We start from the raw sequence: 8,250 nt of genomic DNA, 5'->3' as shown, positions 1-8,250 counted from the left end.
TTTAATACCATGAAAATACCATCGTCTTTAAAATCATTGGTGGCAATGCTCAGCTTGCTACTCTGTACATCAGGGTTATTTGCACAAACTGATCCGCATTTTTCTCAATATTATGCCTATCCGCTTTGGTTAAATCCTGCGCTAACAGGTGTTATTGATGGTGATTATCGGGCATCAGTCAATTTTAAACAGCAATGGGGTGCTTTAAACAGTTCCTTTTTAACTGGAGGAGCATCCTTTGACCTGGCACCGAAGAAAAACTTTGCATTTGGGGGCACCATCCTCAATCAGCGGGCAGGTGAACTTGATTTTAATTATCTCACCGCTTTGGTATCGGGTTCATATCGTTTAAGATTTGGTCGTGAAGGTTTGCAAACCATAAATTTTGGTTTGCAGGCAGGTATCATTAACAGGAGTTTTGATTATTCGCAAGCTAGGTTTGGCAACCAGTTTAACCCAATTACTGGTTATGATGGTGGTTTAATTAGTGGTGAAACTTTCCAGTCGCAATCTACATTGGTACCCGATGTTAACTTTGGGGTGATGTATTTTGATGGTAATCCAAACCAGAATGTAAATGTTTTTATTGGGGCAAGTGCTGCACATTTAACCCGGCCAATAGACCGGTTTACCGGAACTGAATCCAGAATTCCGATTCGGTTAACAGGGCACGGAGGAGCCAGAGTTAAGGCTTCAGATTTTTTAGATCTTGTTCCAAATGCATTGGTCATGTATCAGGGAAATACCAGTGAAGTTTCTGTTGGAGCCTATGCCCAGCTTAATGTGAGTCAATCTTCAAATATTTTATTCGGCGGTAATTACCGTGTTAAGGATGCTGCAATTGCATTTGTGGGTTTACAACTCAATAATATGGTATTTGGGTTAAGTTATGATGTGAATACTTCCACCTTTAACCGTGCATCCAACAGTAATGGAGGTATAGAACTCTCCATTTCTTTAATCGGTCGCAATGGAATTATTGGTCCGAATTTCTTTTGTCCACGCTTATAACTGATCATCAGATGAGAAAGATATTATTGTTTTTATTATTGGCAGTTGGAGGTTTAGCTCAAGCGCAGTATGTAGTAAATTACAAAAAAGTGGCTGATACCTACTTTGAAAACAGGGATTATTACGCTGCATCTACCTTTTATAAAAAGGCATTGAGAATTACGGGTGACAGTACTCAGGCCATTCTGCCTTATGGTAAAGAGCGTAAGGGCACCTCAGAAGAAAAGGTGATTGAAGATTATGAAGGGTCAATTTATAACCTGGCAGAATCAAGCCGCATGTACCGCGAATTTGCCGAGGCTGAAAAATATTACGCCATTGCTATTACTTTTACTAATACAAGGTATAGAAAAGCACTTTTTTATTATGCAGAAAGCTTAAGAGCAAATAAAAAATTCAATCAGGCAATTGAAGCGTTTGAGTCATTTATGAGCAAAAACCCTAATGATATTTTGGTTAAAGATGCCCGTAAAGAAATCTCTTCCTGCAAATTTGCAATAGAAGAAATGCGTTTCCCGAGGATGGTTCAGGTGAAAAAGATGCCCACAAATGTAAATGGATTAGGTTCTAATTATGCGCCGGTAAATATGAACCAAAATTTTTATTTTACCTCATCAAGGCCTCTCAACATCGCTGGCAAACGAGATGTGGTAAAAACAGAAACAGGTGAGGTACAGGTTTCAACCAAGGCCAATCCATTTTTAAATACACTTTACACGGCTAAAAATGAACTCACGGCAAATGAAATTTCGGTCAAAATGATGAACCTGAATTTACCAAAGAATATGGAAGTAGCTGCCGCAAGTTTCTCGCCTGATGGCAATACGGTATATTTTACCGGATGGAAAGAAAAATCGCAATACTCCATCTACACTTCAAAAAAAAATGACGATAAATGGTCAGAACCTCAGCCGGTAGGGCTTGAAGTTAATAGTAAGGATTTTAATTCCTTGCAGCCATTTGTAACCAGAGATGGTAAATTTCTGATCTTCGCATCAGATCGTACTGGCGGTTATGGTAAACTGGATCTGTGGTATTGTGCCATTCGCAGCGATGGATCGCTCGGACAACCTGTTAACCTGGGGCCAACAATTAATACTGAAGATGACGAACGTGCACCTTATTATAATCCGGTAACCAAAAAATTAATGTTTAGCACGGATGGTAGAATAGGTTTAGGTGGCTTAGATTTTTTTGAATCGGATGGCGATCTCATTTCCTGGTCAGAACCTAAAAATCTGGGTTATCCGTTCAATTCATCAAAAGACGATTTATATTTCACCGCTATTAATGCCGCTGGCACTAGGGGGTATATCAGTTCTGACCGTGAATCTTCATGCTGCCTCGAGGTATTTGAAGTTAAAAAGGAATTCTTTTCAGTGGATGGCCTGCTTACCGATTGCAAAACAAAATTACCAATGGCAGATGCGGCAGTAGTTTTTACCAATGTAGAAGGCACGCAAAAAGTAGTAACCGGTAGCGATGGAAAATATCACTTTCAAACAGATTCCAAGCGACCTGTAAAGCTCTTATTCGCTAAAGAAAACTATTTTTCTATCACTAAAAACTACCTTTATGAGGAATTGGCAAAAGCCGATACCATGATTTATAAAGATTATTGCCTAAGTCCATTTAAATTGGGTATTCCAATTGCCCTGGATAACGTTTATTATGAATTTAACAGTGCAGAACTTACAGACCCTTCTAAAAATGTGTTGGATAATCTGATTCCCATTATGGAAGATAATCCTGAAATGGAAATTGAACTGGGTTCACATACAGATAACGTTGGTACGGATGAATACAACCTGGATTTATCCAATAAAAGGGCACAATCTTGTGTAGATTACCTGGCAAGTAAGGGAATTGCTGCAAGCAGAATGACCTCTAAAGGCTATGGAGAGTCGACGCCGATTGCACCAAACGAGATCGGCAGGGGAAAGAGAAAAAAAGACAATCCAGATGGGAGAGCTAAAAACAGAAGGACTGAATTTAAGGTAACTAAAAAATAGACGCTCATCTTTTGCCCCCGTTGACGGTCACTTTCATTGCGATGGAAGTGGCTTTTTTAATTGAATGTAGATGGCGATTTTATCATTAATCTTTGTAATTTTCGCTGTCTATACTTCTTTATGAAACTTAACCTGCATCCGACACTTATTTTTAGAACACCAATTTTTTCGTATCAATCTAATTTGAAGGATTGTTGGGAAGAATTGAAAAATGCCATTGCTATTTCATCTGGCGATTTTTATGAAACGATTAAGGATGTTGAGGTGGAAGATTTGGTTGATTTGCCACCGAGAATTCAATTTACAATATGGAAATATTTTAACAGGGCGAGATATCGCGCTACACCTTATGGTACATTTGCAAGTTTTGGCATTTTAAAAAATGCCATAAAGCAAACTGAGTCTAAGGTGCAGGTTAGTGAAGAACAAATTATACATCGCCTGATTGATTGGCCATATCGCAATCAACTTGAATTTGATTTTGAACTTACCATACAGCAAAACGGGTTCCTTTTTAGTAACAGTAGTTTTTATGCCACCCTAAACGGGATCAGGTATATTGCCTGTTCAGATGGTGTTTTTGAACTTTCTGAAATTGATCATGATGATTTTATAGTGCAAATTCTGAATGCCTGCGAGCAGCCGATCCGGCTAAAGGATTTAATCTTAAAACTTCAATTGGAGCAGGATCGTAAATCAGATTTGTTTACCCTTTTAAATGACATGCATGATCTTCAGCTGCTTTTTACAGATCAGGACCCAAACATTATCGGTGAAGATTTTTTTGAAAGAACGGGTAAAGGGATTGAAAAAAATATACCTGAATACCTGATTGCAGAACGTAAAGCATACAACGGATGTATTGATCAAAGCCTGCTAAAAGCTATTCCAAACCTACTGGATTTGCTGGGGAAAATCATACCAAAGGAAGAAAAGACTGCATTAACTACATTCATCAGGCAGTTTAAAAAGAAGTTTGAACAGCGTGAAGTTTCGCTTCTTATGGCACTTGATCCGGAGATAGGCATAGGCTATGATGAACTGGAGCAAAGTAGCGAAGGGGATGATTTTATCATTCAGTTTAACAACAAAAAAAAGGATCACAAAACCAGCACTGATTTTAAAGCTGGGTTAAAAAAGGCTTTATCATTAGAAAATTTTGAACGGGGAAAAACACTTTTCCTTAATCAACTCCATCTGGATTTAAATGAAAAACCTGTTCCCTTGCCCAATTCACTTAGTATTTTAATTCATATTGCTGATGATCTAATTCTGATTGATCAGATAGGAGGGGTAACGGCTAATGCATTGGCCGGGCGTTTTTCGATGGCTAGTGATGACATAACGGATTTTTGTAAAGAAATTTCCGGTCTGGAAGAAAGTGCTAATCCGGAAGTATTGTTTTTTGATGTAGCCTACATGGTTGAAGCCAATGTAGATAATATTAATCGCAGGAAACTGGTTTACAGCCATCAGCTATCTATTCTTAATTATGACACATCGGCAAATCCGCTTTTATTAAATGATATTCAGATTTCTGTTAGAAACGATCAGGTAGTTCTACGTTCCAAATCATTAAACAAACGCTTGATGCCACGGATGGCATCGGCGTATAACTACACCAGATCGGATCTTGCTGTATTCCGTTTGCTTTGTGATTTACAGCATCAGGGAATACAAGGTAGTTTATCACTCCCTTTAGATGGGATCTTTCCAGATTTAAATTATTACCCAAGGTTACAGTATCAGAATATGGTATTGAACACTCAAAAATGGCGGGTAGATAAGGAAACTTTTTTTCCTGCTAAAGTACAGCTCTCTGTTGATGCCTGCCGTCAGTTTCTTACTGAAACTGGAGTATCCAGATACTTTAAGACAGGTTTATCCGATCAGACTTTATGCTTTAACCTATCCAGTGATGAAGATCTAAATGCCTTAATGCAGTTTATTTATAAGCAGAAAAGCATCTATCTGGAAGAAGTAATTTTGCCAACACAAAATGCAGTGGCTGATGAAAAAGCAAAACCCTACCTCGCTCAATTTGTGGTTAGCGTTACACATCACGAATGTATTTATCATGGGGCTTCATCCATAAACGCAGATAGCACAGGCAACCTACCACAGATTTTTATGCCTGGAAAAGAATGGCTTTATTTTGAAATTTTTTGCCACCAGCAACGTGCCGATGAAATTTTGATGGGTGTAATTCATCCATTCTTGCAAGTACATGCTCAGGAAATCAAGTCGTGGTTTTTTATCAGATACAATGAAAATGGTAATCATTTAAGGTTTCGGGCCAATCTTAACCGTGCAGCGGATGGACAAAAGTTAAGTGCCTCTTTTGCTGACTATCTTTCTCCTTATTTTGTATCTGGTTTGGTGTCTGATTTCCATTCCAGAGCCTATAGGCGGGAGATAGAAAGATATGGTAGCGATTTAATTGCACAAGTAGAAATGCATTTTAGTGTTGATAGTAACTTTGTATTGTCCATGCTTCAGGTTCAAACAGATTCATTTAGTAAATACAGCTTTTGCGCTGAGATTGTATCGCAATTATTGAAACATGGGGTTTTTGAAGGCGAAGAGATCAGGCAGATAATCAAACTTGCATCAGACTCATTTAACCAGGAACATCATTTAGAAGCAGCCAATTTTAAAAAACTGAATCAGCAATATCAATCTTACAAGAGCCATACGGTGGCGCCATTAGGGGAAGATCAGCTGAAATATTTTACAGTGCTGGTGCAATCAATGGTTGCATTACTGAAAGACTTGCCGCCTAATCGAAAGACCAGATTGTTTACTGATTTAATGCACATGCATGTGAACCGTCTTTTTAATAAAAATCAACGAACACATGAAATGGTGATGTATTATTTTCTATTAAAAGATTTTCAACGAAACAAAACTATTGAGTCACATTAAGCTTAGCCAATGGGTTGATCACATTTATGCAGATTTCGGTTACATATCGGTTCAGGGGATCAGTATAATGTTTGAAAACGTAGTCTTCCTTATAAAAACTTTTTAATCGGTTGGCTACATTTTCAAGCCCTACATGATGACTCTCATGTCTGCCTCTATTGTCATTTACCATATTAATGGTGCTGATCATTAAAGTATTTAAGCTATAATCTATCCTAATAATGGCAGGCTGGGTAGAGTGCGATACATTTCCATGCTTAAAAATGTTTTCTACCAGTGTAAGCAGAATTAGGGGTGGAAACCGCAAGCCAAACAAATCTCCGTTTACCTCAAGTGATAAATTAATGGTATTGGCAGTACGCAGTTTGTGTAGATTGATTAAATGTTCTATTTGTTCTACCTCTTCACGTAGCGGTACCAGTTCAGAGGCTTCGGGTAGTTTTAAGGCATATCGCATCATTTCGGATAAATTCATAATGGCATCTGCAGCTAATGGCGCTTTTTTGCGGGTATCATTATAAATAAAGTTTAATGTGTTAAATAAGAAGTGCGGATTAATCTGGCTTCTTAGAAAGTTGTTCTGTGATTGAACCAAATCATTTTCCAGACTCTGCTTTTCAAGCTGACTGATCAGGTTTTGACGCTCTAATTTCTCCACCTTTTTTTGGTCTTCAAATGATTTTAAAATGTATACATATCCGGTAGAAAAGCCGATGAAAAGTAATGATCTGTAAATGCAAGATAGAATAAAACTCCTGTCAAAAATGCTTAAAGTGTCAGCGTCAATTAATTTAAATTGTTCAAAAGCAATCACCAGTAACTGTGTAGAAATGATATAGATCAATACGATCAAAGTATCTAGTAATAAGATTTTTACCACTTTAACCGAACTATTTTTATTATTTAATATTTTTTTTAAGAGATAAGCTTGCAAATAAAAAGTAAAAATGTTGATAATGTAGACGATAACATAAACCCCTGGCTCTCGAAATTTGGATATAAAACCTAAAATAAATACGTCATAAAAAACATAAATACTCCAAATTAATAGGTGAAGTCTGTAGTTTTTATAATATGTTTTGAGGTTAAAAGAGGTCATTTTTGGTTTGTTAATCTATTAAAGTATGGATTTTATCTTCTAAAACTATGGTTTTGTGTAAAAAAGTGGTTGCCCGAAAGTTTACGATGCACCTTTACATAAATAATAAGAACAATTAATTAAATTAAATTATACGATTATGAAACCACAAGGCCAATCTAAAATTACAAAAAAAACTGTTTTTATTTACAAAGCTGTAAAGGTACAAGATAATTTTTCTACTCATCCAACTGGAGATATGAGCCACAGTATTGCCACTAGCTTTATAGTAGCCAACTAATGGTGGATCAATTTATTCTGCAGATTAATATACTTCCTTAATGAAAAAGCTATTTAGGTTCTGAAAGCAATTGTTAAAGATAAAATTTGAATTTAAAACGATCTTTTACCTTTTTGATTGAAGCAAGAACCTTACAATAGTTAAAATATTTAATCTGAAGTTTACTGATTTCGGTTTGATTTGAGTAAGCTATTTTGGACATAGTTAAAGAAAGCTTCTTTGTAGCCTTCACCAATCTGAATAACTTCATTATTAACCAGGCGGATGATATTACCATCGACCTTTTTGATTGCCGCTTTAGCCACAATATTTGATTTGTTTACTCGAATAAACGGATGTCGTTCTAAAGCTTTGTCTATTTCTTTTAAGGTGAGGTAAGTGGTGTGGGATTCTGCTTTGGTAATGATCTGAATATAATTCTGAAGGGATTTGATGTAAAGTATTTCATCAATTGCAATATTAGAAAAAGCATATTTATGATCTCCTTTGATATAGAGGGCAGCATTATGATCAGTTTCCTTTGTGGCTCTGGCATTATTGGCTTCCTTTTTTAGAATTCGATCAATGCCTAAAGCAAATTTTGCAAATGAAATGGGTTTAAGCAGGTATTGGTCAGATTGTACATCAAAAGCCTGAAGTGCATAATCAGGGTGTGCGGTGGTAAAGATAAGATACTTTGCCTTTTCCCTGATGTTTTTGGCTAATTCCAACCCATTAATGCCAGGCATGTCAATATCCATGAATAATAAATCTATATCATCATTTAAGCTAAGTTCTGTTAATGCCTGAACAGGACTGGTAAAGGTTTTAAAAATAGTTAAACCGGGCATCTCTGCTATATGATCGGTAATCACCTCAATAGCATGTTGTTCGTCGTCAATAACAACGCATTTTAGATTCATGATAGTTATAATAATATTGCT

General features: G+C 36.7%; 6 protein-coding genes. 4 read left to right on the top strand and 2 right to left on the bottom strand.

Annotated features, from left to right (window positions below; all coding sequences use genetic code 11):
* The first annotated feature begins 9 nt into the window (after window positions 1-9).
* The 3 genes from AN34_RS15705 to AN34_RS15695 all read left to right on the top strand — a co-directional run bounded on the left by AN34_RS15705 (window position 10) and on the right by AN34_RS15695 (window position 5,948).
* Window positions 10-1,011 (top strand): PorP/SprF family type IX secretion system membrane protein, encoded by a 1,002-nt coding sequence (locus AN34_RS15705; RefSeq protein WP_029286909.1) that lies wholly within the window; start codon window positions 10-12, stop codon window positions 1,009-1,011.
* A gap of 11 nt (window positions 1,012-1,022) precedes the next feature.
* On the top strand, window positions 1,023-3,023 hold the full coding sequence (locus AN34_RS15700) for an OmpA family protein (protein ID WP_029286908.1): 2,001 nt from the start codon (window positions 1,023-1,025) through the stop codon (window positions 3,021-3,023).
* A gap of 120 nt (window positions 3,024-3,143) precedes the next feature.
* Window positions 3,144-5,948: a lantibiotic dehydratase gene (locus AN34_RS15695; protein ID WP_029286907.1), complete on the top strand. Its 2,805-nt coding sequence runs from the start codon at window positions 3,144-3,146 to the stop codon at window positions 5,946-5,948.
* Here the strand turns inward: AN34_RS15695 and AN34_RS15690 are convergent.
* On the bottom strand, window positions 5,932-6,828 hold the full coding sequence (locus AN34_RS15690; RefSeq protein ID WP_197285542.1) for a sensor histidine kinase: 897 nt from the start codon (window positions 6,826-6,828) through the stop codon (window positions 5,932-5,934). The genes AN34_RS15695 and AN34_RS15690 overlap by 17 nt on opposite strands.
* A 358-nt stretch (window positions 6,829-7,186) precedes the next feature.
* Here AN34_RS15690 and AN34_RS21715 point away from each other — a divergent pair, with 358 nt between their 5' ends.
* On the top strand, window positions 7,187-7,327 hold the full coding sequence (locus AN34_RS21715; RefSeq protein ID WP_157263332.1) for a hypothetical protein: 141 nt from the start codon (window positions 7,187-7,189) through the stop codon (window positions 7,325-7,327).
* A gap of 161 nt (window positions 7,328-7,488) precedes the next feature.
* On the opposite strand, the gene AN34_RS15685 is transcribed toward AN34_RS21715, so the two are convergent.
* Window positions 7,489-8,229 carry a LytTR family DNA-binding domain-containing protein gene (locus AN34_RS15685; protein WP_036677393.1) on the bottom strand — a complete coding sequence of 247 codons (741 nt, stop codon included), beginning with the start codon at window positions 8,227-8,229 and terminating at the stop codon, window positions 7,489-7,491.
* Between the last annotated feature and the right edge of the window lie 21 nt (window positions 8,230-8,250).

The organism is Pedobacter sp. R20-19 (assembly GCF_000708265.2).
Classification (GTDB): Bacteria; Bacteroidota; Bacteroidia; order Sphingobacteriales; family Sphingobacteriaceae; genus Pedobacter.
This window is presented reverse-complemented; position numbering and strand designations above follow the sequence as displayed.